Consider the following 24,378-nt stretch of genomic DNA (forward strand, 5'->3'; position numbering starts at 1 on the left):
GCCTCACTCGCCATCTCTGCGAGGTTTGAAATTGACAAGCAGCGACTTGAGCTCGATCTCGCGCACACGCCGGGCCGCCTCGTCGGGACTAACCCACTCCACCCGGCGCTGTCCGCGTTCCTTGAAGTTGGTCTTGACCTCGTTCACTTCAAGCTGAAACATTTCCACCACGCACGGGACGACCCTGCCATCGTCGAGATCCTTCAGATAGGTATATCGGCCGATTGGCGTTCTCCAGACCTTTCCGCAAGCTCCAGCCTCTTGCCGGGCCTCGATCTCGGCAGTTTCGTAGGGTTCCTTGCCCTTCATCGGCCACCCCTTGGGCAGGATCCAGCGTCCGCTGTCGCGCGATGTGACTACCAGTATTTCGAGCTCGCCACCGCCATCGATGTAACGAAAGCAAACTGCGCCGTACTGGTTGCGGAACGCCTCGGCGAACAATTGTTCCGGCGCGCGCGCGAGTTGCTGCAGCAAGTGCGCTGGCTTTGGTGATACAGACTTGCCGGCATCTTTTTTCGACTTCATTGTATTCAAGACTTTCAGATTCTTGTCGCGGCCTCAACCATCGTTGCGAATTTGCGTAATGCCGCGCCAATCATACCCTCAAAAGGCGCGATACCGGCGAATGCAGCCTGGGCTCCGCCGCCTCGAAGTGGCTTGAGCACACTGCACCCCAAGCCAACGTCCAATTTCGACGTCAGCCCAGCCGAGATGCCAGCCTCATTTATCAAACACGCGGGGACCCGCGAGAAAAACGCCTACTCCAGCTCCGGCCGCAGCCGGCTCTCCACCAGCAGGCCGCTCTCGTCGAGGATTGGATGAGCGACGGAGACAATATGGGCGTTGATACGCTTAAGGTCGCGCAGAATGTCGAGATGGAGCGAACTCGTCTGCAGACTTTCGACGCGCCCGTCACGCAGCCGCTCGAGATGCCGGCCCGATGACTGTTTTTCCATGCGTCGGACCTCGACTTTCACCTCCATCATCTGTTTCGCGAGAATGAAATCGCGCGTGACAAAGATCGTCTGTGCCATTCGCAGATTATCGATCGTCAGATGGAACAGCTTTGTGAGCTCTTCATACCCATCGTCGGAAAACTTCAGGCCCTGGCTGACCTTTTTGGCAACCTGAGGCATGAGGCCCTTTTCGACAATGTCGCCGATATGCTCGAGATTGATGGCATAGTCGATAATGGCGATCGAACGATTTGCATTGTCTTGCGTCAGGCCCTGCCGGCTGAGTTTTGACAGATAGACCTTGATTTCCCGCTGAAGATTGTCGACCTCCTGCTCCAGTCCGACGATCTCCGCGATCTTGGCCATGTCGTTCCGTTCAAAGGCATCGGAAACGCGCATGAGCATTCGTTCGATGAGATCTCCGACGCCAAGCGTTTCACGCGTGGCGCTCGCAAGCGCGACAACCGGTGTCGAAAGCTCGCGTTGGTCAAGATACTTTGGACCCTTGTCGGCCTCGGGCTCGTCCGGAACCAGGCGTAACATGAGCTTGGACAGCGCTCGTGAGAATGGCGATGCGAGACATGCCAGGATGAGGTTGAATCCCAGATGGGCATCGACCGGCAACCGCATCGGTCCAAGCGGCAACGTCGCCAGCAGTCCGCCACTCCATCCGGCAAGTGGAAGAGCAATGGCACACCCGACCGCACGCACGATCAGATTACCCAAAGTGACACGCTTCGCCGACGGGGCGGCACGCAACGATGCGATCACGGGTGGAATGGCCCCGCCCAGATTGGCACCAAGCACCAACACGACAATCAGCCCCGTGGAGAGGATGCCGGTCGAGGTCAGCGACAGGATCAGGACGACCGCGGCCAGGCTCGAGGATGAGATGAAGGCAACGACAGCACTCAGCAGGAGAGCAACCGGCCAAGCGTTGTCAAGCAGACCAATGAAAGCGGCGAGAGCCGGCGACTGTCGCATCGGCTCCGTCGCATTGCCAAGAAGATGTAGCGAAAGCAACATCAGACCAATACCGATCAGGCCGAGACCGCCACCCTGCCGACTGGTCGAGCCCCCCTTGTAAAGCACGATACCGACGAGAATTACCAGTGGCGACAGCCAGTCGATCCCTGCTGCGACGATCCATGCGGTGACCGCGGTTCCCACATTGGCGCCCAGCAATACGATCTGGGCCATACGCGGCTCGATCAGTTGACGCTCTACAAAGGACGACGTCATCAGCGCGGTGGCCGTCGAGCTCTGCAGGGCGATCGTCGCGACAAAACCCGAGGCGAAAGAACGCGACCCGTTGCGAGTACCGGTTGCAAGACCGGTTCGCAATCTTGCTCCGAAGGCGCGCGATGTTCCTTCCTTGACCTGGGCAAGCCCGAATAGCAGCAAGGCAATCGCGCCAAACAGATTGATCATGACGATCGTGGAGGCCATCTTTTTTCCTCGATCTCGCTGTCTTGCCCCGGAAGGGAAGCAGACAGAAGACCTTGTCATCGACGAACAGGGGTGAACTGCGGTCCGATCAATCCAGCGCTTGCACCATATCTATGATCTCAGGGGTGCCGCAGACGAAATCGAGCTCCGTAGCGAGCCCCTCTTCCTGCCAGTTGATCGTGGTCTCAATGCCGAGTCCATGAAGGCAAGGGAGCATGCCGAGAATGTCCCAGCTCGGAATTCCCCGACCGATGTAACCGTCAACGGACCCCTTCGCGATATCGATCAGAGATATGACCGACGAACCGGTGACCCGGAAAGCGAGGTTCAGGTCCACAACGATCTGATCGATCAGTTTCAGTCCCTTCGCGTTTGGGACCTTCGGATGAATCCCCACACCCACGGCGGCGCAGCTTGGATTGAACGGGCGCAGGCGGGGCAGGGCTTCGCCATTCAGTGACGGCGGATGTCCTTCCCCTCCGGCAAATAGCTCACCCCTTGCCGGTGTATTGACGACACCGAACTTGGGAACGTTGCCGTCGACCAAGCCGATCGATATGCCCCAACCATCGCTACCGCGCACGAAATTGAAGGTCCCGTCTATGGGATCGATAACCCATACTCGCCCCGAGCGGCCTGCGACCGCACTACCTTCCTCGCCGAATATGCCATCCTCAGGAAATTCCGCAGCCAACCGCTCACAAATGAAACGTTCCACGTCGCGGTCGGCGGCCGTGACGAGATCAAGGGGTCCCTTGGCCTCCACATCAAGCGTGGATAGGCCACTGAAGTGCCGCATGGCGATTTCACCCGCTTCAATGGCAATGACCTTTACGCGCTCATATTCGTTATTCAATTTTTCATTCCTTTAGCGATCAAGAGGGACAAAGCGGGAGTGAACCGTGAACTCCCCGTCTTGGCCGATGCGATAGACGTAGTAAGCGTAGGGTTGGGATATGCAGTCGGGCTCATGGCGATCCGCCTCCAGATCGAGCGCCACCTGGAAGGCCGGGCTCCCACCGACGGCGCAATAGGCGCCGCTCCAGATCGCCTGATACGGCCGATGAATATGGCCGGCCAGAACGATCAACGGGTTCTTGTGGGCAAGCAGCATTGCGGCCAGTTCATCGCGCCCCTCACCCAGCGAAGCGCCGTCGAGCGATGCCATGCCGGATGGGAATGGCGGGTGATGCAGCAGGATCATTGTCGGGTCCGACGTGGCATGAGCGAGCTTTCCGGCGAGCCAGTTCAGGCTTTCCGGCGCGAGAGCCCCCTCGCCCCGGCCCTCGATCAGCGTGTCGAGCGCAAGCACCCTCAAATCTCCGATCCGGCTCTCATAGTTGAGGAAAGCGCCATCTTCGAAAGGGAGCCTGTCTGCAAAGGCTGCGCGAAATGCCCGGCGCTTGTCGTGATTACCCGGAACCATCAGGACCGGGATGCGCAGCGGCGAGAGTATCTCCTTCAACAGGGCATAGTCCTCGAGCGAGCCGCCATCCGTCAAATCCCCCGTGAAAGCAATAGCATCAAGGGCAGGCGCAAAACTCGCCAGATCCTCGACGACCCGGCGCGCGACCACTGCAATGTCAAGCCGAACCTGCCGGGTCTCAGGTCTCTCAGCAAAGACGTGGAAATCGGAGATATGCGCTATCAACATAACGTACGTTCCTTTCTGCGGGATTGCCGGATGTGACTAGCGGATGCCCGCCCGCATGAAGCTCTGGACAAACTGCCTTTGGAAAATGATGAAGGCGACGAGAAGCGGCGCGACGGAAAGCAGTGTCGCTGCCGTTACGCGACTCCAGTCGACACCCTGCTCGACGGTTGCGAAGACCTGCAATCCCACGGTAATCGGCCGGGTCTCGACCGAGTTGGTGACCACAAGCGGCCAAAGGAAATTGTTCCAATGATAGCTGACGGTTACGAGGCCGAAGGCGACATAGGTCGGCTTGGCGAGAGGCACGAAGACGCGCCAAAGAACCTGCAACGCGTTCGCGCCTTCAAGCCTTGCGGCCTCTTCGAGTTCCTTCGGGACGCTCTTGAATGTCTGACGGAACAAAAATATCCCGAATGCGGAGGCAAGATAGGGCATCCCCATGCCAACGATCGTATCGCGCAAACCAAGGCTCGCAAGGGTGCGATAATTTTCGACCAACAGGATTTCCGGCATGATCATCAACTGAACCAACACCAGCATGAACAGAACACCGGATCCGCGGAACGGAAAACATACGAATGCATAGGCCGCCAGGGTGCACACAACGATCTGGCTGACCAGGATCAATGTCACCAGCATGAATGTGTTCAGGAAGTAACGGGGAAATGGCGCGGCGGAGAGCACCTGGCGAAAATTGTCCAGGGTCAAGGGCGCGGTCAGGTCAAAATTGCTGGAGCCCGTGGACGGATGAAATGCAGCCCAGAGCGCAAATAGCATCGGCGATATCCACACCAGTGCCAGAAGCCAGGCACCGATAGTCGTTGCGCCGGAAGCGCGAAGAGATATCGCGTTGCTCATCGATAGTGAACCTTCTTGTCGAGATAGCCGAACTGGAAAAGAGCAATGATTGCTAGAAGAGCAAGCAGGAAGGCGGTAAGGGCAGCCGCATAGCCTGTATCCCAATATTGGAATCCGACTTCGTAGATGTAATACAAGAGCAGCGTCGTTGCGTTGTCCGGGCCACCTTTTGTGAGGGCAATCACATGATCGACGAGCCGAAAGGCGCCTATCATCGCATTAACGAGGACGAAGAGCGTCGTTGGCATGATTAAGGGTACCGTGACACGACGAAAGATCTGCGCAGGTGATGCACCTTCCAGTCGAGCCGCTTCGATGAGCGTCGGTGATATCTGCTGTAAGGCGGCCAGATAAAAGATCATGAAGAATCCGGCTTCTTTCCAGATCGTGATAACGATCAATGCCCCAAGCGCCGTGCTCGGCATACCCAGCAAATTGTTATGGCCGAGCCCAACAATCGAGAGCAGGCGATCGATCGGCCCATAGCCCGGAGCGTAGAAGAATAGCCAGATGTTCGCGACGGCGACCATTGGGAGCACCGTCGGCGTGAAGTATGCCATGCGGACAAAGCCCTGGCCGGTTATCCGGCTGTTGACGAAGAGAGCCATGGCAAGCGCGAGCGCCATGGAAACGGGAATCGTCACCGCGGCGTAGACGATGTTGTTGACAAGAGCCTGCCAGAAAACGGGATCAGCCACCATGCGGGCGTACTGATCGGTTCCGACGAAGACGGCTGCTCTCTTGCCTTTCGGTGTGGAGAAGAAGCTGTGATAGATCGTTGCCACGATCGGCTGGTATGTGAACACCCAAAGGAGAACCGCGGCCGGCAACAGCAGCAAGCTCCCGAAAAGGACATTGCGAGATTTGTTCATCGTTAATCCTGTCGGCCGGAGTTTTCCATCGCTGAAGGAGGAAAGCACGCTGCGGAACTGGCAACGTGCCGTCACAGCAGATCAGCGATATTGCTTGAGGATGAGGTCAATTTCCTTCTGGGCGTCAGCCATTGCTGCCGCAGGCGCCTTGCTGCCGGTCAGGGCCGCAGCCAGCGCGTCGTTCAGAATCTTGGTCGTGCGCGCGTTTTCATGGGTGGAAAACTCCGGGACCGATGCTGGAATCTGCTTGAGCGCGACGAGGGCTTGCGGCGTCTCGGCAACATACTTCTTCATCACGTCGGTTGCCCAGGAACCATCTCTGGGAGCCACATAGCCCGTCTGGACCGCCCAGTCGGCGAGGATCTCGTCCGACGTCAGGAATTTGACGAACTTGAACGCGGCAGCCTTCTGATCATCGGACGCATCCTTGAAAAGATAGAGATTGCCGCCGCCCAGAACCGAGGCTGGCGTCGGATGTCCCGGGAACGGGGCGACGCCGAAGTCAAACGTCGCATTCTTGCGGATGTTGGCGAGATTGCCGGTTGTGTGCCAGATCATGGCGACGCGACCTGCCAGGAAATCGGCGGGCGCCGTGCCCCATTCGAAAATGCCGGGCGGATGGATGGCATCCTTCTTCGACAGATCGACCCAGTATTGCAGGGCTTCAACGACTTTTGGGTCCGTCAGATAGGTTTCAGTCCCCTCGTCATTGACAAGCTTGGCACCGTTTTCGGCAACCAACGCGCCGAAGAGCCATTGTGCGGAACCGATATTGCCGGCGATGCCGACACCCCAGCGGCTGATCTGGCCGGAAGAATCCTTCGTGGTAACCGCCTTGCCGGCGGTCACCATCTCTTCCCAGGTGGTTGGGTACTTTTCCGGATCGAGGCCCGCGTCCTTGAAGGCCTTTTTGTTGTAATACATAACGGCGGTGGAGCGCTGGAACGGGATCGACCAGAGATGATCCTCGGTCTGGGCGCTCTTCATAAAGGCGGGCATGAACCCCTTCACCCAGGCTTTGTCATCGTCGGTCTTGATGAAATCGTCGACGGGTTCGACAACGTCCTCGTCTATCAGGGTAAAGACGTCCGTGGCGAGCAAAACGGCAACGGCAGGCGGCGTCCCGGCCTTTGCCGCCGTCAGTGCCTTGGTGGTCGTATCGTTATAGTTACCTGCATAGATCGGGGCAACGACAATATCAGGATTTGCCGCCATGAACTTCTGCACATAGCCATCAATAATCTTGGTGACGGGGCCGCCAACCTGCACCGGATAATAGAAATCGATTCTTGTTTGCGCCAATGCTATTCCCACGCCGAGAGCGAGATAGGAAAGACCGGCGGCGGCGAGTTTCAGGGTCGTCCGTTTGCTGAAAAGTGTCATTTGCGTCCTCCACTAATTACCGTTCGCAGGCGAGACATCTTCACGCCTGAGCCCGCTTGTTTTGTCGAAAAAGTGCATGGCAGACGCGTCCCAATCGAGATTGACGGCATCCCCCTCATTCATTCCGGGTCTGCCCGGCACCTTCACCTGTAAGGTCTGGCTGCCAATGCGGCATAGAAAAATGGTATCTGCCCCGAAATACTCGCTGGAAACCACCTTCGCCGGCTCGCCCCTTTCCGCCAGCCGCAGATGCTCCGGCCGAATGCCGAAGCGCAAAGTTTCCGGGGGCACCTGCGTCAATTTTCTTGATCCGCCGGCAATGACGGAGCCATTTCCTGCGGTCGCCATATCGAGAATATTCATGGGCGGAGTGCCGATGAATTGGGCGACAAAGACCGAGGCCGGCTTTTCGTAAAGCTCCGCAGGCGGGCCGGCATGTTCGACCTGCCCCTTGTTGAGCAGAATGACCCGATCGGCCATGCTCATGGCCTCGGTCTGGTCATGCGTAACGTAGATCATCGTAATGCCAAGCCTCTTCTGGAGAGCGCGTATCTCGCTGCGCATGCCTGCTCTGAGTTTGGCGTCGAGATTGGAAAGCGGCTCATCGAGCAGGCAGACCGGCGTTTCGGATATCAGGGCGCGTCCGAGCGCAACCCGCTGCTGCTGACCGCCGGACATCTGGCTTGGCCTGCGCTCGAGGAGATGTCCAAGACCCAGAAGATCGACCGTTCGTTTGAGGCGTGCCTGCTGCTCTGTCTTGGGCACACCGCGGACGGACAAGCCGAAAAGAATGTTCTCGGCAACGTTGAGATGCGGGAACAGCGCGTAGGATTGGAAGACCATCGAAAGATTGCGCTTTGCCGGTGCCAATTCCGTTATATCGCGATTATCGATGCAGATGCTTCCCGACGTCACGCTATCAAGACCAGCAATAAGCCTGAGTGTCGTCGACTTGCCACAACCGGACGGACCGAGGAGCGCGACGAACTCCGCCTTGTCCGTTTGAAAGCTGACATTATCGACGGCTTTGAAATCGCCCCAGTGCTTCACCAGGTTCTTGACAGATATTCCGACCAAAACGACCCTCCCGTCGGGCAAAGCTGACCTGGGGGTCAGACAAAAATGAACTTGGAACGCAGATCACCCGGCATCGACCGCGTAAGCGGGCGCGTCTCCTCATCGGTGACGATGTGATCGACATCGCGCAGCGGAGCGATGACCGAGAGCGCGCTACGTTGAAACTTGGAATGATCGGCAACGACGATCACGGTCCTTGCCACTTCGATCATTGCCTGCTGGACTGCGCCAATCTGCGGATTAAGCGTAGCGATCAGACCCCTCTCAAGATCGACGGCGGTAACACTTAGAATTGCCTTGTCCACGCTGAAGCGGCGTACGGCATCAACCGCCATGGGGCCGCCCAGCGAGTGGTTGAGATCGATATATTCTCCGCCGATGAAATGCAGGCTGCGAGCTCCGCCGGCAACCAGCTGAGCCAAGGTGTCGGTGCCATTGGTGACAAAGGTCAGAGACTGACGCCCCGCAAGGCGCTTGGCAACCTGAAGGGAGGTCGTACCGCTGTCGATCAGGACGGCATCCCCCTCGACGACAAGCTCTGCCGCAGCCGCACCAATCCGCGCCTTTTCCTCAGCATTGGTCAACTCGCGAACCGGAGTCGTGTAGTCGCGCGTCGTTTGATTGATAAGGGCGGCACCACCGTGCATGCGCTTCAAAAGCCCGCGCGTCTCAAGCTCATTGAGGTCACGCCTGACGGTCGCAATCGACACGCCGAGCACATCCTTCAGCTTCTGCGCGTCGGCGAAAACCTCCTCGCGCAAGTGGTCGAGCAGCCGAGCCTGGCGCACGGCCGCGGATTTGAATTCGTTTTCGGACAAGATCTCACTCACCAGAAGGCCTCCTCCAAACCTCAAGATATGATCGATTTCGATCTTTCTATGATCTTTTACGATCTTGTCAAGAAAAATTAACAGCTAATGCGTTAGTTCTAACGCATAAAACCCCGGTCACGACCGGGGGAAATCATAAATGATTGCTTTCGATCATAATTCACTTCATTTGGAACCCAAGACGAGAGGGAGGCCGAGAGAGGCTGGCTTGTCAGATCGGCGATCTGATGGGGAGTTCAGAATTAAGATCCAGCCCTTGGAAACTGGCTGCCAATGCACAGCCCTCGCGGTGACCAACGCAGGAACCTCGCCAAGTTTCCAGATCATTCAGACTATCGAACGCCGACGACCTATTGGCGCGCTGGAAGGAAATCATACTTGGGTCGAAATACAGCGATCCGGCTTCGCGCGGCCATCGGGCCGGTGACGCGAAACTACCGATACTTACAGGTCCTGTTTGTTTGCTTGGCCCCCTGGCTAATCAGAGGGCGTCAATGGTGACCACATCCGGCGAGGACCCAACGGCCGCACTCATCAACGATACCATCGCCATTGGTTGCGCAGTTTAGTCATCTGAACGATTTGAACTCTCCTGCGCCAGGACAAATTTGGCCGGACCATCCGTTTCGTCACAAAAACCGCGACCGCGACCAGCATCGGCCGAAGGCGGTTGATGTTGAGATTACCTTTTGATCTTGAGCCAATCCGGACCCTCGACTCCGCTGTTTTCGCATCGATCTCACGCGAACTCTTGGAAACGTCAGAGGGTTGGAAATCCGAATATTCGTTTTACAAAGCTGATCAAGCTCTATCGCTGCGGGTTGACCTATCCCGATAAGCTTCACGATCTTACTCGATTGACGGCAGCCCTCCACTTTAGCGACCGCTGTCCCGAGGAAAACAGAAAGGCACTGCGGTTTTTATAAGGCGCACAACGCAGCCTATCAAACAACCGGAAACCGGAGGGTGCCGATCCAAAGCAAGGACTGGCTTAGGCCGTGTTCGGTCCACCCAGCATGTCCCCAAGCTCATTGATGGCCTGCTGGATCTGGTAAAGCCCTTCCCGCAACACCGCAACCTGCCCTTGATCGTGAATGGATATGGTCGCCATTTCGGGCAACAGCACCCGATCCTGCAGTCAGCGCAGTTGATCGAGAGCCTTTGTATTGACTTTCTTGGTTTTTCTCCGCGTTCGGTGGCTGACAAGGCTGCGGCTTCGCCTAGCTGTGTACTCGCAAAAGTGCTAGCTTGTCGCGCGTTCAAACGGTCCTGCGCGGTAGGCTAACCTGCCGCGGCTCTTTCAACATAGCGTAGAATTCTGATCACCGTAGATCGGCTAACATCGGCTTCCCGTGCTATGTCATCGATTGATCGACCATCAGCTTTCAACCGCAACACGGTTTCGGACCTGTGCCTCGTCACTTCGACGGTGGGATGGGGATGGGTTTGGATCGCCCCCACAACGACAGCACCCTTTTCGGCCGACTTTTCGAAAGATCCCGCTTCAACAGGCATCGTGGCATCCTCCCTTGGATCGCGACTTACCGGGAGAATGAGACCCGTCAACGACCGAGTAAATTCAGATATTAGCGGTATACGAACTCAGCCCATTAGGCAGCTGCGATGCAGCGATCTGTTAATTTGGCAGCTCTCTGCGACGGTCTAGTTCTTCTAGAAGGCTAAGCAACGTCTTTGCGGCTTCAAGGTGCAGTCGGTCTAGCGTCACACCGGAGCGCGTCACAACCTCGAAGGTGCGCATGTCCAGAATGGAATAGTCGCCATCATCATCCTGGTGCAGATAATATCGCATATATATATGATAGACATTGCTTATATTTAAGAAAGTGAAATTCGCGCGCCAAAGTAGAGTTTGCTGACTATTTTTCGTACGCTACATGACGTCGTTCAGGTTTCTGTGAGACGGCTCCTTTACGGCGCGCCGTGCGAAATTGGCACCCCAATCGACGTTTCGCATGAAGTGCCGCAAGGCAATCACGCTCTGCCTCGCACTAGGGACAGAACTTTTTGACTGCGGCCATTCGATCACCGATTTTCTCAGGATGCTTCGAACGGACGAGAACCCTTCAGCCGGCTATCACAACTCGCCAAATACTCTCGCGCCAGTTCTCGACTCTCCAAGACGGTCGCGTTCTCCACATCCCGTTTCTGAGCCAAGGCCGTGCAGTTGTACGACGCGCCGATCGCTAGCCGCTCATCAATTGCCATGATCTTGTTATGCGCAATCGGCGGCTCGAAATCGATCCAGACCGGAGTGGTGGCCGCGTCGAGCAATGTAGCGCCCGAATATTTCCGCTCGTTTGTCTTGTCGAGGATCGCCAGGACTTCAACGCCCCTGCCCCACCGCAGTAACATCGATGCCATTTTGCGAAAAAACCTCCAGACCTCCCAGTTGATCGTGGACCCAGATATGCTTCGAGGCTCCGACTGTATTTCGGCGTGAATATTGACCCCTGTGGCGGGGTGACCGGCGTCCAATTTTCAATTTTGACCCCTCCTGTTGCGTGTGACCATCTGTCCTTTACGGGCGGATGGAGGGGGAGTTAATGCGAGTGGATACGATCGCGCGTGTTCGTCGAGCCTTCCATGTACAGGACTGGACGATTGCAGGAGATCGACTGCTGGCAATTTCGAACGCTCAAGGTTCCATTTGCGATGAAAAACGTCCGGCGACGGGCAAAGTCAGGGCACCTGACATTGGACAGGGTGCAAGCCTAGCCAAGCAACCAACCAAAAGCGCGACGCAATTCCCGGGTGCCGTCCGTTTCGTACCAGCGACCGTGGGCCAGGATAATCCGCTCGGGATCCCATTCGATCATCTTTTCGACGGCAGCCTTGAGGCTTAGGGGATTTCGCATGAACGTCACTCTCATGTCCCGGGGCATGCTTCCATGCGGGTCCTGCACTCCGCCAAGCCATGTAAGACAGCGCATAAGGAAGCCATCGAGCCGGGAGGGTTCAAAATTCTCGATGAGGTCGGTGAGCAGCAATGTACGACTCTCAGGATGAAAAAACTCTATCTCAGTCATGAAGCTGCCTTCTACGGGCAAGGTTGCGAGTTCGTCATCCCACGGATAGCCGGTCGTCCTCGACAGGTCCTTCGCAGCAAAAGTGATGCGCCCCTTGGATTGTTCGCGAATGCGCGGGGCAAGATAGATGTCCGCGTCGGGATAGGCGTCTTTCCAATCGGGGATCCACCAATAATGGATACGGTTCGGCCCCACGATCCAACGCGGGGAGCCCAATTCTTGCAGATGCCTTTTTAAATTGGACGAAAGTGCAATCGGTGAATGAATGAAAAGGCCACCGGCAAGCCTGATCACGGTCATTCGCGTCGGGAACGACATCCTCGGCCATGGCATGCCAAACCGAATAAGCGGACCGTCGACAAGCCAGACATTCTCCGCAACCGGCTTCAGAACACCAATCGGCGGGTATGTGCCTCGGGGTTCACAAGACAAGGTGACTCCTTCGTTGGAGATCGACGATCGGCTTTGACGTTGCCTGGAGACGGTGGCGCAGGCCGACGCTGCCTCACAGCGCAGCCGGACAACCGGCGCCAAACGAGGATCGTCTATCCAATTGCAAGCAACGTAGTTTCACTTCTCAAGACGGCTGTCACGAGCATCCCAAAGATCATCATTGTCGAGAATGTCGAGCGCGAGATCATCCTCACCGAATTCCAGATCACTGAGAACAAGCAGGTGGCTTCCGTGACGCAAGTCTCGCAGGAGCGCGGTCCTGTCGTCGTCCTCGAATAGCAATGTTGCCAGCTTTTGCCAAAACCCATTGTCTTCGTTGGCCGCAAATGCGATGGCATCGGGTCCCGTCAGCACCTCGATCTTTGTCGGAGGGATGCCAACGGAAACCAGACGCTCAATCGCCTCGTTCGCGCTGGCAAGGTCATCGAAAAGCGCCGTTATTGCGTTTGTCTTTTGCTTTGGCGCCATCGGTAGCAGACCCGTCAATTCCACGAGTGGAGAGGGGCGTTTTATATCACGGCATGATATAGATTGTACAGACCGGGCGCATTTTTCTCTTAATGAAATTTATACCATGCCCCAAATTCCAGGCGGATTGCCAACAACGGTGACGTCCTTGGCTGCAGCCTGCCATGCGCCGCTCGTCCAGCCGCCGCCTGCAGCCGGACAGAAGATTGCGCAGATTCAGCCGATTTTCTCTCGGATCTCGTCGATCTCCCATTTAATTATATCATGACGTGACATATATTGGACCAATGGACCCTATGGCGGAGCCGCCAACTGGTCCTTTGCAATAACAACGACACGTAAGCCATGGAGGAAACTGGGGTGGAAAGGCTTGATGTCAGAATTGATGGCTCGGTACGGCTAGATCGCGATGTGGAGTTTCATGGTGTCATTATCGGAAGTGTCACGATTGCGCGAGGAAGAACCTTTGAGCTTTACGGAACGATTTGTCACGATCTGATCGTGGAAGCCGGCGCGATCGTGACGATCCATGGCTCTGTTGCCGGCACGCTTAAAAACCATGGAGGCAACGTTCACGTTTTCGGTGAGGTTGGATCTGTGTTGGATTATGATGCAAAAAGTCCAACGCATCTGTCCGCCCATACCGCTACGGCGCAAAGCCGGTGATCCCTGCCTTCCATTCTCGATTAGGATGACTCGGCGGCAGGCGCCAATATCGCAGAGACAGCTTATGCGATCCGAGATGTATCCGGGATTTACTTTCAACCTTCCGAGGACATGACCATGGCTGAGATAGTGCACTTCAAAGCATTTAAAACGCGGTCCCGACGACACCGTGTCGAAGTGCCTCGCGGGCGGGTAAACGCTCGACTGCCCGAATTGCGTACTCCGGCGACAGCGCGTGCCGATTCCGATATCGTAAGGAGAAATCCTGAGACAATGCCGTCCCTCATGGGCGTTCTGAACACGGTGATCATTCCGCTCGTTATCCTGCTTTGTTCAATCGCGGCCTTCGCCGTCTTCATCATGCATTTAAGCGGACAGCCGAGCTATTCAGCGAGAAGCAACGCATCGCCTCCCACATTGGTCGAATAATTGGCAAGATCCTACAATGAATTGCGAGCGCTCCCTCACCTGGGATAGATCTTGAGACCATCAGCCACCGAATTGGCGACGTGCTCCCTGGTGATGACGCCGACAACATCGGCCTCTCGCGGAACTCCGTGCCCGCGAACAACCACGGCCATGAACGCGTTCTTTCGCCATATCCGCTGAATGACGTCGGAGGCGATCATTTCTGTGCCGACGATGGTAAAATCGCGGCTGGCGATATCGCCGAGGCTTATGCCGGTATGACGATCCTCCAGACCGCGACGCAGGCCCGTGTTGATGCGTATGACGCCAAACACATGGCTGCCCTTAATCACGACGACGTGGCGAAGCCGTCCCTCCTCTTCGTGCTGACGTAGAAACTCGTCGAAGCTCTGTTCCGCCGGCAATATAAGGATGTCGCTGTCCATGACTTCGTGGGCATGGCGCACCAGAAACATGTTGGCATGCAACGCCTTAGGTATCGGCCGGCCCCGGCGGACCAGCTTGAGCGTGTAGATATTCTCGCGGGAAAGCAGTCGCCGGACACCGACACTGGTGGCGACCGCGAGTATCATCGGCATGACGATGTCATATTCCCGGGTCATCTCGAATGTCATGGTGATGGCCGTCATCACCGCGCCGGTGCCACCGCCGACCATCGCACCCATGCCGACCATGGCAAAGGCCGGGATGCTGATCGGAAGCGGAACTCCGAGCGCCTGGAGAACAGCTGCAAAGCCTCCACCGAGCGTCGCGCCCATGAAGAGCGATGGCGAGAAGATGCCGCCGGAAGATCCCGCACCCAGGCTGGTCGATGTTGCGATCAACTTGCATGCGAACAGCAAGGCCAGGAGCCCAAGGGTCGTCGTGTGACCGACCAAAATGCTCTCGATCGTGGCGTACCCGACACCATCGACATAGTACTGGCCGAAACGGTCAAAGAGAACGTACATGAGAAGGCCAAGAAGCCACATGCCGAGGATATGGCGCGTGTAGCGGCCTGGAATTTTCTCAAAACAGTCTTCGGCCAGATGCAAGCCGTGAATGAAGGCGGCGGCCGCGACGCCGGCCACGGCGCCGAGCGCGGTGTAGAGAAACAGTAGTATGACGGCACTTCCATCGGTCGTCAGCGCCTGCAGGGGGGGCACGAGGAATGCAGGCTGCTGGCCGATGAACCATCGGCCGACGAACGTTGCGGCTCCCGTGGCGATTGCGACCGGCAGGAAGGTGCTGACACTGACTTCCGGCATCATCAGTTCGATGGCAAACATGACGCCGCCAATCGGCGTGTTGAAAGTCGCGGCGATGCCCGCGCCGGCGCCGGCCGCAACCATGACGATGCGCTGGCCGATCGGCATGCGAATGATCTGTCCAAGGGTTGATCCCAGTGCCGAACCGATCTGAATGATGGGCCCCTCGCGACCGACCGACGAGCCGCTACCGATTGCGACGGCAGAAGCGAGAGATTTCACGACCGCGACAATCGGCCGGATGCGACCCTCATGATGATAGATGGCGTTCATGACCTCGGGGACGCCGTGTCCCTTGGCCTCCGGCGCAAAATTGCTGACGACAAAAGTGACGATGATCCCTCCGATAACCGGCGCGGCTATAATGAACACACCCCATCGACTGGGTGCGGTGAACACGTTTGCGTCATAGGCGATCGAGAGAGTGCCGTTGAAGAACAGGTTGTGAAGAAGTGCAATCAAATCGCGGAACAGGACCGCCCCCAGGCCTGTCACGATGCCGAGGCCGAGTGCCAGAGCCGACAGCAAAAGTAAGCCCAACCGCAAGTCTTGGTCGTGCTCCGCCGTACCGTTATTTGCGACACGCCGAGCAGGGCCATCTTCCGTCGGGCCGCGAGCCTTTCCATGATCGAGGTTCGACCTCTCGGCGTCTGCCATGAACATGCCCCTTGGTGGATTGTGCTTATTGGCTGCTTCGAGACCTATGCAAGCCTACGCGCCGATAGGCAAATCACTGGCCTCCATATATATCATGACATGACACAAAATCCGCGTTATGAAAAGCGACCGATTCGCGATCGGCGGATCGGGTCCAGATCAATCTCGAAGGAAATTGCCCGCAGCGGGCCGATCAGTAGCGGCAAGCTTGAAAGCATGACGAGATGTCTACGTGCATGTTCGCGCCGGGCTTCCTTGACAGAAGAAATGATAGGAAACGATGACTGTCAAAATTCTCGCAGCCTCTCTCGTACTCACCATGTCCGCAATCACCGCAGCTCACGCCGCACCGCCCGTCCGCCTCGATCAATTCGGTGCATGGGGCGCATTTTCCTATAAGTCCGACGGCGGCACGAGTTGCTATATCCTATCGACGCCGACGGCGCAGATGCCCGCCAATGTGGATCATGGCGACAACTTCTTTATGGTCGCGCACCCATCGGGAAAGGACTACGTCCCGGAGGCAATGGTGGGTTACGATCTCAGGCAAGGTGCGCCGATGACCGCCGTGATTGGCGGCAAAACCTTTGCGATGTTCACCCAGGACAGGCACGGCTGGGTTCAGAACGAAGCTGACCAGCCGTCCATGATCCAGGCGCTGAAGTCGGGCGACAAATTGGAACTGCACGCTACTTCGAAGCGGGGAACCGCCACCAGCTATTCCTATTCCCTCTCAGGCATCACCGCCGCGTTGAAACGGATCGATGCCTGCAATTGACGCCTGGTAATTTCTCTCACTTGAGAGCGGCCGGGCTGATTGTGGCTTCCGCCTCACTTAGACCGGCACAAACGTGATCCACCACGCCCGTTCATGTAATGGAGCCCAGCTCTCGATCGCTATCATGTCACGCGGATCTGGGCTCCGAGCCGACAGGCTCGCATTGAGCTGGCGCGCCGAAAATCCAAACACACAAGAAACGGCCCCAAGTCAATTTGCCGCCGACCTGGCGATTAACGAGATCGCCCTAAACCTTGGTAATCTCGCCGTATTTTTGATGACTTTCTGCCATCGGGCCATACAATCGCATCAGAAGACCAAGTGCCGTCAGCACGATGAGAAACGCGCATACTAGAAATATCATTCTGCGCGTGATCTTGCCTGTCATGAACGATCATCCACTTCCATTGGAACCAAACCATCAACTGAAAGCCGCCGAGGGCTTCAATATTGTATTTTCAGTTTCATCTTCAGTGCGAGAGATACTCAGTTGCGTGAAGATGGCAATCTATGATTGTATCCTTGCAGTACGAGAAACTATTCGATCTTGTCGAAAATCTTGTTTCTATCGACCTTTATGATAACTTTTTCGGGACGCTCCCCGTCCTTATCCAGAAGAAAAACAACCGTGCATTTATCCTTGGTTGAGCTAAACGACAGGAGCCGGCCTTTGGTCTTGATCAGAACCTTTTCAACGACGTCTGCGCAATCGGACGGTTGATCCGAAACGAAAATCGCCTGGGGCGCTTCAATGTGCGACGAGATCGCCATGACCGGGAAGATCACGGTTGCATTCCAGAATGAGGTCATATCGTTGAGCTCCATTCCCGAGGTGCGTTGACGCTTGTCGTTTGCAGGGTCTCGCTCGATGGCCCTTCCGAGCCAACTAGGTGTGGGATAGATTTCTTTCCGTGCTACGCCGTGCGCGGATCGCTGCGGCGATGAAGACGCGCGACAGCCCGTGATACAAGGGCTCGCGCGATAGCAAGCGCGATGTCACATAGCCGATCATCGACACGGCCATGATCGGGATGACAGCCTGATGGTCGCCAGTCATTTCCAATATGATGACGAAGGCGGTCATCGGCGCCTGTACGACGCCCGCGAAGTAGCCCGCCATGCCAAGGATCGCCGCCAGCGCGATACTAGTGCCGAGCAATGAGCCAACCGTACTGCCGAGACCGGCGCCAACGGCCAAAGACGGCGCGAAGATGCCACCCGGAATACCCGAGATCATCGATAGGAAACTCGCCAGCAGCTTTTCGGCGAAGAACAACACGGGCAGGGCATAGCCCTCGACTGCACCACGTGCCTGTTCATAGCCGGTGCCGAAAGTGTTGCCACCCGACACGACGCCAATAATGGCAATGGCAAGACCGCATAGGCCAGCAAACATGACGACGCGTGCCAGAGGCTGCGGCAAAGCCCAGCGGCGGATGCGAATACCGCTGTAAAGGACAAGGCCGCTGAAGGCAGCCCCGAGCGTACCACCGCCGACGCCACAGATCAGCATGGCGATCCAGTCCCTGAGCACTATCGGCGCAACATCGGCCGTGCCAAAATAATTGTAGCTGCCGGAAAGGCCGAGTGCTGCGAGACCGGAGAGAATGACGGCCATCAGTACCAGGCCATTGGCGCGCGATTCATAGGCGCGGCTCATTTCCTCGATGGCAAAGACGATGCCGGCAAGAGGCGTGTTGAATGCGGCCGCGATGCCTGCGGCGGAACCCGCCAGGATCAATCCCTTCGCCTGTGCCATGCCACTGAGCCGGGCAACCGCCAGCATGAAGGACGCGCCGACCTGCACCGTCGGCCCCTCGCGGCCGATCGAGGCGCCACAAAAGAGCCCCAGTGTGGTTAGCACGATCTTGCCGAGAGCGACCTTTAGCGACAACAGTTTCGTGCGATCTTCGTCATGATGCAGATGCCGCGCCGCAATCGCCTGGGGAATGCCGCTTCCTTGAGAATTCGGAAACAAGGTCGCCGCCAGATAGGCAGAAAGCATGAAGCCGAGCGGCGTCAGTGCAAGCGGCAGCAGCCAGCCCCACTCCCCAGAACTCGTTACTCCGGCAAAGGCGCGTTGTGCTAGATCGGCAAGCTTGGCAAAGCCGACACTAATCACGCCGATCGCCAGCGCCCCCGTCCAGAACACCAGCCGCGGCCGCCATAGATTGATCGAGCCCAAGACAACGCGGGAGCGACGGAGTAATTTTGGTTTACGGAAGCGCGATGACATCATTTGCCTAAGTGATAGTGAAAATCTCCTAACGCTATATGTCATGTAGTGATATAAAATACGAGATTTAATTGAGCTGCCGAAAGCACATCGACCTAGTCTCGCCAAGTTGTCCGATCGAAGGATCGCAAATGCGAACCGGAGCATAAGTAGAAATATTCCGACGAGTGAATCGCCTTTTAGGGGAATGATGAATGTTGCCAAAGGAGGCGACTCGTATCGCTCATCCGCCTCAGACGCATGACGAATGGCGTTAAGTTGTCGAGAAGCAGGTCGGGGGCTTTCCTGAAAGCAATGCAAACGGCATCCGCACGCAGGCCAAATGTCACGTCTACCCTAAATGCTTGCCAGTCGGGGCGTGTCTAAAATATATCGTCTCGCTAGAGATAGAGGATGATGTGAATGCACCCGGACAAGCGGCCCAGACGATCTCACAGACGTGAATTTGACGTGACCGAGCCTCTGGATCCTGATGTCTATCACGGTCTGGCGGGGGTGCGCCTCGCCATGCGGCGGTTTCTTTCCTTTAGCGAGGCCGCGCTTTCCGAAGTTGGTGTAACGTCACAGCAGTATCAAGCCCTGCTTGTGATCAAGGTCGCGCCAGCGCGGCAGGTCATGATGCGAGAGTTGGCTGAACAGATGCTGTTACAGCACAATGGTGCAGTCCAGCTGGTAAATCGGCTGGAGGCTGCGGGCTTGGCAGTGCGCACGCCTTCTCCGGAAGACAAGCGCAGCGTGTTGATCGGCCTGACTGAGGTGGGCGAAGAACTGCTGGAGCAGTTGGCGAGGATCCATCTCAACGGAATGTTCGAGAATGAGAAACTCCTGGTCGAATCCTTGAGGCGGCTCCGGCGCCTGTCGCGATCCGACTGATCGCAGCGAAAATCGAGATCTGTGCTCGATAGTTTCGCTCCGGCGGAGCGCAACATCCACGCCTTCGGGCGTGCAACGGGAAGCACTTCTATTGCTTTTCTTCGCTGCGTTCCAATGCGCCGCAGACTTCCTCCATCATGACGTAGGCGGCGTGCATCACCGCCAGGGAGAGCGATTTGCCACGGCGAGCATCCTGGCCGACGTCGATCAGCCCTCTAAGCTCAGCCATGTTTTCAATGAGCCCGGACAGTCTCTGTTGAAGCTCAGCCGGTATTTCACCGGTTTTTGAGGTTTCCATCTGGCCTTGATCGTCGAGGACACCATGACGCTGCAGCAGCTTTTCCAGGCGCAATGACAGAAGGCAGAGGGGCTCGCGCGTTTCCATGATGCTGCTTCACCTCTCTAGATGCGGTCACGTCTTTCGAACGAAAGCAGGCGTAGTGCCGGAGGATGGGGCAACTGTTGGTTCTTGTAATTCAACATGAACTCCAGCACCTGCTTGATTGTAGCCGGTTGCGCGGGCTTGGAGATGACGCCGATAACCCCGGAAATCCCATCGGCGAGGGCTTCTGGATTGGCCGTCACCATGACGACCGAGATACCAAATTCGCCGGCGAGAAATTGCCCGATGCGGGGTCCGGTGGCGCCGTCGACCAGATTGACGTCCACCAGGGCGAGGTCAGAATGCGGCGCGAGCCGCTTTGCGCTTTCAAAGCTGTTGGCAATTCCCGAGGTCTCATACCCGAGATCATGGATGACATGTTGAAGATCTATCGCGATCAACGGATCATCCTCAACAATCAGAACGCGTTTCATCAATCAATCCCCCAACTATCAACTACAGCCTTGCCAAAATCCTTGCGTCCGCAGCCTCTGGGTACGGCGCCAATGCTCCAAGGCAAATAAAAACGCTAATATGGCCTCATAAAAACTTCAAAATCTTCCATTTATTCATCCCCTATTCAGAATCACACCTCGTCAATTCCATTCAAAATATCATGAAGTGATATAAAATACGAGCAAGAAGAAGATGACCGATCGCAGGCCCGGAAACAATGCCAAATTCCTTTCGAAAAGCGCTCGATCAAAATTCCGCGCTGCCTCTATGCATATTAAACATCTGATTCTAATTTGCATTTTCTTCAATTTCAGATCATCTACGAGGAATGTCTCCTCCGTTAAGTCCGTCAAGGATCGCTGCAATGCTCTGTTGCGGGGCTTCCATGACAAGCGATCATATTAAGAAGATTTAATGTCTTTGCCCGATTCTTGTCGCAATTGCGCCGGATCGTCCGAGTGTCTTGGCGCATCAAATGCTGCCGAGCCAAGCGTGCCATTATTGATTTGGGAGTGATGCGATGACTCGCTTTCGTCATTTCCTGCCGGCCATGGTGCTTGCCGGCGGGATGGTTTCGTATGCCTCTGTCGGTTGCGCGCAAATGGCGCCAGCCAAACCCACGGGCTTGTGGTTGACGACGGATTTTCCGGTTCTGACCGAACGTATCGGTGAAGATACCAGCCTGTCCTTGACCCTTTCGAATTCAAACCTGCCGCCGGCTCGTATTGCCTTTTCAGTCAACGGTCTGCCGGATAACTGGAAATGGGAGCTGGATGGTGCGGGCAAGCCCGTCAGCGCCGCGATCGTCGGTTCCGATGACAGCCAGAGGCTGACCTTGAAGATTACGACACCCGGTTCCATCAAGCCCGGAACCTATAACTTTACCGTTCGCGGCACCTCCGACACGAACGAGACACTGCAACTGCCAATTTCGATGACGCTGGCTGCCGCGGAGCCAGACAAGGTGACGCTGACGCCGAGCCTGCCGGCGCTCAGGGGAACGCCTCGTTCGAACTTCGATTTCGATGTCGCCATCAAGAATGACAGCCAGGAGAACGAGACCCTCAATCTCGTTTCGGATGCTCCGTCCGGCTTTGCCGCGACGTTCAAAGAACAATACGGCAGCCAGGAACTGACCAGCCTTCCCTTCAAGCCAGGTGAAACCAAGACCGTAAAGGTATCCGTAAAGCCGCCACAGAATGTTGCCGCCGGCAAGTATCCAGTCATGGTGGAAGCGTCCAGCCCGAAGGTTCAGGGCAAGACGCAGCTGGTGCTCGATGTCACCGGTCAGCCGTCGATGTCCCTGTCAGGCCCGGATGGCCGGCTTTCCGGCAGGGCCGTGGCCGGCAGAGAACAGGTGTTCAACTTCACCATCAACAATTCCGGAACGGCACCTGCGACGGAGGTCAAGCTTTCGGCAAATGCTCCCAGTGGCTGGAATGTTCAGCTTGACCCGAAGGCGCTCGATACCATCGCACCCGGTGCACAGCAGACGGTTGCCGTGCACATGACGCCATCGAACAATGCCATTGCAGGCGATTACATGGTCAGCATAAGGGCGGACGGTAGTGGTGCATCCGACAATGCGGACTTCCGTGTCACCGTGACAACGTCAACCATTTGGGGAGCCGCCGGTCTCGGCGTGATCGGCGCCGCCGTCATCGTGCTCGCCATGGCAGTCACGAGGTATGGACGCCGATGAATACGCCTGTCATCGAGGCAAAGGGCCTCACCAAACACTATGGCCGCGCTGTTGCGGTCGAAAGTCTCGATCTGGTGGTCAATAAGGGAGAGATTTTTGGGCTGCTCGGGCCGAACGGCTCCGGCAAGACGACGACGATCCTGCTTTTGCTCGGACTGACCGAAGCCGATGGCGGCAGCGTACGCGTGCTGGGTCATGATCCCTTGCGCGAGCCGTTGGAGGTCAAGCGAAGGGTTGGCTATTTGCCGGATGCCGTCGGATTCTACGACAGCATGAGCGCCTGGGAGAATCTGCGCTACACCATGCGCCTGGCCGGCATTGCCGATGCGGAGCAGCACATTGCAGGCGCCTTGGCGCGCGTGCGCCTCACGGAGGTTGCCGACCGCCGTGTATGTACCTTCTCCCGCGGCATGCGACAGCGGCTCGGTATTGCCGATCTGCTGGCAAAGGGAAGCGAAGTCGCCATTCTGGACGAGCCGACCTCGGGTCTCGATCCGCAGTCGACGCAGGAACTCCTCGATCTCATCGTACAGCTCGCCGGTGAAGGCATGACGATCGTCCTGTCGTCGCATCTCTTGTCGATGGTCCAGGCGATCTGTTCCAGGGTGGCGCTTTTCCATCGCGGCAGGGTCGGTTTGGTCGGCCGCGTTGCGGATCTCGCAAGCCAGGTCCTTGGCGGGTCGTACATCATCGAGGTCGAAGCGGAAAGATGCGATACCGCCAAGATAGTTGCGGATGTCCCACGGATTACGCGGATGACCGCAATAGCATCGGACGTCACCCGTATCGACGCGGAGACGGATGTTCGCCCCGAAATCGCCAGCAGGATCGTTTCGGCCGGCGGCCGTCTCAAGCGACTGTCGATGGATCGCTCGAGCCTCGATGAAGTCTATGTGCGTTATTTCGAACAGGTGGATCATGCAGCGTGAAGGCTCTCCCTTTGCCGGTCTCTCCACTGTCGCCATGAAGGAGGCAGCCGATCACATGACGAGCCCGCGTATGCATCTTGTGATGCTGCTCGTGCTCCTCACCGCCTTCGGCTCGATCTATGCGGCAATCGGCGAGATCAAGAATACCCTTAGCGAAGATCAGTTCCTTTTCCTTCGCATCTTCACAACGGCCCGCGAGCCGCTGCCGTCCTTCGTCGCCTTCCTGGGCTTCCTGTTGCCGCTTGTGGCAATAGCGCTTGGCTTCGACGCGATCAACGGCGAGTATAACCGCCGCACGATGAGCCGTATCCTGTCCCAGCCGATCTATCGCGATGCGCTGCTCGCCGGAAAATTCATCGGGGGGCTTCTGGTCATAGGGATCTGCCTGGTCACGCTCTGGCTGCTCGTCACCGGCATGGGGATTCTGATGCTCGGCCTGCCGCCGTCGGGCGAGGAAATCATGCGAGGCGTGGCCTTCCTGATTGCTTCGCTTGCCTATGCCGGCGTTTGGCTGGCGATCTCGATGCTGTTTTCGACGATCTTCCGAGCTCCCGCGACGTCGGCGCTTGCCGGGTTGACGCTCTGGCTCGTCTTCACGATCTTCTGGAGCATGATCGGGCCGCTTCTTGCTGGAGCGATAGCGCCTGTCGATCCCCTCGATCCGATGACGGCCGTGCATCAGGCGGAAATCGCGCATGCCATTGCGCGACTGTCTCCCAACACGCTGTTCGGCGAGGCGACGCTTGCGCTTCTTAATCCGGCAACCAGGGCGCTGGGCCTGATATTCGTCAGTCAGCTCCAGGGAGCCCTGCTTGGAGCGCCGCTGCCCTTCGATCAAAGCATCCTCTTGATCTGGCCGCAATTCTCGGGGCTGATTGCCGCCATGTTGCTCGTCTACACGATCGCCTATGTCGTGTTCCAAAGGCAGGAGATAAGGGCATAGGCAGATGCCACAATCAACTCGGCAGTTGTCGAG

Annotated in this window: 25 protein-coding genes; 6 read left to right on the forward strand and 19 right to left on the reverse strand. The window is 56.9% G+C overall.

Translation table 11 applies throughout. The features are described 5' to 3' along the window. Nucleotides 1-3: 3 nt before the first annotated feature. The 13 genes from ACIQJ2_RS32360 to ACIQJ2_RS32420 form a co-directional block, all read right to left on the reverse strand. Complete coding sequence (locus ACIQJ2_RS32360; RefSeq protein WP_400675391.1) at nt 4-525, reverse strand: NUDIX hydrolase; 522 nt, start codon at nt 523-525, stop codon at nt 4-6. A 233-nt stretch (nt 526-758) separates the two neighbouring features. Next, nucleotides 759-2,405: a Na/Pi cotransporter family protein gene (locus ACIQJ2_RS32365; protein WP_400675390.1), complete on the reverse strand. Its 1,647-nt coding sequence runs from the start codon at nt 2,403-2,405 to the stop codon at nt 759-761. A gap of 88 nt (nt 2,406-2,493) precedes the next feature. Next, complete coding sequence (locus tag ACIQJ2_RS32370) at nt 2,494-3,261, reverse strand: inositol monophosphatase family protein (protein ID WP_400675388.1); 768 nt, start codon at nt 3,259-3,261, stop codon at nt 2,494-2,496. A gap of 12 nt (nt 3,262-3,273) precedes the next feature. After that, nucleotides 3,274-4,059 (reverse strand): metallophosphoesterase, encoded by a 786-nt coding sequence (locus tag ACIQJ2_RS32375; protein WP_400675386.1) that lies wholly within the window; start codon nt 4,057-4,059, stop codon nt 3,274-3,276. 36 nt (nt 4,060-4,095) lie between these two features. Next, nucleotides 4,096-4,917, reverse strand: a complete 822-nt coding sequence (locus ACIQJ2_RS32380; RefSeq protein ID WP_400675385.1) for a carbohydrate ABC transporter permease — start codon at nt 4,915-4,917, stop codon at nt 4,096-4,098. Further along, the gene (locus ACIQJ2_RS32385; RefSeq protein ID WP_400675383.1) at nt 4,914-5,789 is read right to left on the reverse strand and encodes a carbohydrate ABC transporter permease; all 876 of its coding nucleotides are present in this window, start codon (nt 5,787-5,789) and stop codon (nt 4,914-4,916) included. The genes ACIQJ2_RS32380 and ACIQJ2_RS32385 overlap by 4 nt, the downstream gene beginning before the upstream one ends. A gap of 81 nt (nt 5,790-5,870) precedes the next feature. Further along, nucleotides 5,871-7,172 (reverse strand): ABC transporter substrate-binding protein, encoded by a 1,302-nt coding sequence (locus ACIQJ2_RS32390; RefSeq protein ID WP_400675381.1) that lies wholly within the window; start codon nt 7,170-7,172, stop codon nt 5,871-5,873. Nucleotides 7,173-7,184: 12 nt separating this feature from the next. Next, on the reverse strand, nt 7,185-8,249 hold the full coding sequence (locus ACIQJ2_RS32395) for an ABC transporter ATP-binding protein (protein ID WP_400675379.1): 1,065 nt from the start codon (nt 8,247-8,249) through the stop codon (nt 7,185-7,187). 35 nt (nt 8,250-8,284) lie between these two features. After that, nucleotides 8,285-9,079, reverse strand: coding sequence for a DeoR/GlpR family DNA-binding transcription regulator (locus tag ACIQJ2_RS32400; RefSeq protein ID WP_400675377.1), 795 nt, complete (start codon nt 9,077-9,079; stop codon nt 8,285-8,287). 1,281 nt (nt 9,080-10,360) lie between these two features. Further along, entirely contained in the window at nt 10,361-10,594 is a 234-nt protein-coding gene (locus ACIQJ2_RS32405) for a helix-turn-helix domain-containing protein (protein WP_400675375.1), read from the reverse strand. A gap of 540 nt (nt 10,595-11,134) precedes the next feature. Next, nucleotides 11,135-11,461 (reverse strand): phospholipase D-like domain-containing protein, encoded by a 327-nt coding sequence (locus tag ACIQJ2_RS32410; RefSeq protein WP_400675373.1) that lies wholly within the window; start codon nt 11,459-11,461, stop codon nt 11,135-11,137. Between the two features lie 350 nt (nt 11,462-11,811). Next, nucleotides 11,812-12,558, reverse strand: coding sequence for a DUF4336 domain-containing protein (locus ACIQJ2_RS32415; RefSeq protein ID WP_400675410.1), 747 nt, complete (start codon nt 12,556-12,558; stop codon nt 11,812-11,814). A gap of 138 nt (nt 12,559-12,696) precedes the next feature. Then, nucleotides 12,697-13,047 carry a hypothetical protein gene (locus ACIQJ2_RS32420; protein WP_400675371.1) on the reverse strand — a complete coding sequence of 117 codons (351 nt, stop codon included), beginning with the start codon at nt 13,045-13,047 and terminating at the stop codon, nt 12,697-12,699. 360 nt (nt 13,048-13,407) lie between these two features. Here ACIQJ2_RS32420 and ACIQJ2_RS32425 point away from each other — a divergent pair, with 360 nt between their 5' ends. Beyond that, the gene (locus ACIQJ2_RS32425) at nt 13,408-13,713 is read left to right on the forward strand and encodes a hypothetical protein (RefSeq protein WP_400675369.1); all 306 of its coding nucleotides are present in this window, start codon (nt 13,408-13,410) and stop codon (nt 13,711-13,713) included. Between the two features lie 464 nt (nt 13,714-14,177). Here ACIQJ2_RS32425 and ACIQJ2_RS32430 read toward each other — a convergent pair whose 3' ends face one another. Beyond that, nucleotides 14,178-16,046 carry a chloride channel protein gene (locus tag ACIQJ2_RS32430; protein ID WP_400675367.1) on the reverse strand — a complete coding sequence of 623 codons (1,869 nt, stop codon included), beginning with the start codon at nt 16,044-16,046 and terminating at the stop codon, nt 14,178-14,180. Nucleotides 16,047-16,326: 280 nt separating this feature from the next. Between ACIQJ2_RS32430 and ACIQJ2_RS32435 the strand changes: the two genes are divergently transcribed. Further along, complete coding sequence (locus ACIQJ2_RS32435; RefSeq protein WP_400675365.1) at nt 16,327-16,824, forward strand: invasion associated locus B family protein; 498 nt, start codon at nt 16,327-16,329, stop codon at nt 16,822-16,824. Nucleotides 16,825-17,071: 247 nt separating this feature from the next. Here the strand turns inward: ACIQJ2_RS32435 and ACIQJ2_RS32440 are convergent, their stop codons facing one another. The 3 genes from ACIQJ2_RS32440 to ACIQJ2_RS32450 all read right to left on the reverse strand — a co-directional run bounded on the left by ACIQJ2_RS32440 (nt 17,072) and on the right by ACIQJ2_RS32450 (nt 19,060). Then, a complete protein-coding gene (locus tag ACIQJ2_RS32440; RefSeq protein ID WP_400675363.1) occupies nt 17,072-17,212 on the reverse strand; it encodes a hypothetical protein in 141 nt (46 codons plus the stop codon). A 149-nt stretch (nt 17,213-17,361) separates the two neighbouring features. Then, nucleotides 17,362-17,610, reverse strand: a complete 249-nt coding sequence (locus tag ACIQJ2_RS32445) for a hypothetical protein (protein WP_400675361.1) — start codon at nt 17,608-17,610, stop codon at nt 17,362-17,364. A 100-nt stretch (nt 17,611-17,710) separates the two neighbouring features. Beyond that, on the reverse strand, nt 17,711-19,060 hold the full coding sequence (locus ACIQJ2_RS32450; RefSeq protein WP_400675359.1) for a chloride channel protein: 1,350 nt from the start codon (nt 19,058-19,060) through the stop codon (nt 17,711-17,713). Nucleotides 19,061-19,462: 402 nt separating this feature from the next. Between ACIQJ2_RS32450 and ACIQJ2_RS32455 the strand changes: the two genes are divergently transcribed. Beyond that, nucleotides 19,463-19,933 (forward strand): MarR family winged helix-turn-helix transcriptional regulator, encoded by a 471-nt coding sequence (locus ACIQJ2_RS32455; RefSeq protein WP_400675357.1) that lies wholly within the window; start codon nt 19,463-19,465, stop codon nt 19,931-19,933. 88 nt (nt 19,934-20,021) lie between these two features. On the opposite strand, the gene ACIQJ2_RS32460 is transcribed toward ACIQJ2_RS32455, so the two are convergent. Both ACIQJ2_RS32460 and ACIQJ2_RS32465 read right to left on the reverse strand, forming a co-directional pair. Continuing rightward, nucleotides 20,022-20,318, reverse strand: coding sequence for a hypothetical protein (locus tag ACIQJ2_RS32460; RefSeq protein ID WP_400675354.1), 297 nt, complete (start codon nt 20,316-20,318; stop codon nt 20,022-20,024). Between the two features lie 17 nt (nt 20,319-20,335). Next, nucleotides 20,336-20,749, reverse strand: a complete 414-nt coding sequence (locus ACIQJ2_RS32465; protein WP_113349434.1) for a response regulator — start codon at nt 20,747-20,749, stop codon at nt 20,336-20,338. A gap of 542 nt (nt 20,750-21,291) precedes the next feature. On the opposite strand from ACIQJ2_RS32465, the gene ACIQJ2_RS32470 reads away from it, so the two are divergent. From ACIQJ2_RS32470 to ACIQJ2_RS32480, 3 genes are read left to right on the forward strand one after another with little or no spacing between them, the layout of a single operon-like run. Next, on the forward strand, nt 21,292-22,473 hold the full coding sequence (locus tag ACIQJ2_RS32470) for an NEW3 domain-containing protein (protein WP_113349432.1): 1,182 nt from the start codon (nt 21,292-21,294) through the stop codon (nt 22,471-22,473). Continuing rightward, complete coding sequence (locus ACIQJ2_RS32475) at nt 22,470-23,402, forward strand: ABC transporter ATP-binding protein (RefSeq protein WP_400675350.1); 933 nt, start codon at nt 22,470-22,472, stop codon at nt 23,400-23,402. The genes ACIQJ2_RS32470 and ACIQJ2_RS32475 overlap by 4 nt, the downstream gene beginning before the upstream one ends. After that, nucleotides 23,392-24,345, forward strand: coding sequence for an ABC transporter permease (locus tag ACIQJ2_RS32480; RefSeq protein ID WP_113349430.1), 954 nt, complete (start codon nt 23,392-23,394; stop codon nt 24,343-24,345). Before ACIQJ2_RS32475 ends, ACIQJ2_RS32480 begins: the two co-directional genes overlap by 11 nt. The last annotated feature ends 33 nt before the right edge of the window (nt 24,346-24,378 follow it).

Origin of the sequence: Rhizobium sp. NPDC092011, from assembly GCF_044756305.1 — a bacterium.
Lineage (GTDB): Bacteria > Pseudomonadota > Alphaproteobacteria > Rhizobiales > Rhizobiaceae > Rhizobium.